Here is a 397-nt window from a genome sequence, read left to right on the forward strand (position 1 = left end):
ACGGGTACGCCGACCTCGCCAACGTCGACAACCTGAACGAGTGCCCCGAGCTGCTCGACCTCGCCTACGCGCACGGCCTCACCGACGAGATCCTCGCCAGCCTCGACCAGCCCGTACCGCCGCCTGCACCGCCGCGCCCGGAACCGGCCGGCGTCAACCTGGCCGCGTACATGCGGTTGTGGACCGCGCAGCCGACGAGCAGCGTCCCGCCCGCACTCCGCGGACCCAACTGGCGCAGCCCGGCTTGACGGCCGTGGCATTCTGAACCCGCAAGCTGATCCCGGCCCCTGCCGGGGGTAGGCATGCTCCGCCCGGTGTGGGTGACCTCAGGGAGGTCACGTCCGCGCGGCACCGGGCCTCGCGCCGGAGTGGCTACCCGCGCACCGCCTTCCGCCCC

At 73.6% G+C, this 397-nt stretch carries 1 protein-coding gene; it reads left to right on the forward strand.

Annotated elements, in window-relative coordinates; all coding sequences use genetic code 11:
- Nucleotides 1-248 (forward strand): hypothetical protein (locus tag CCN44_RS44810; RefSeq protein ID WP_208639938.1); only part of this gene is annotated, 248 nt, incomplete at its 5' end.
- Nucleotides 249-397: the final 149 nt, after the last annotated feature.

The sequence above is a fragment of the Streptomyces tricolor genome (assembly GCF_002155905.1).
Classification (GTDB): Bacteria; Actinomycetota; Actinomycetes; order Streptomycetales; family Streptomycetaceae; genus Streptomyces; species Streptomyces tricolor.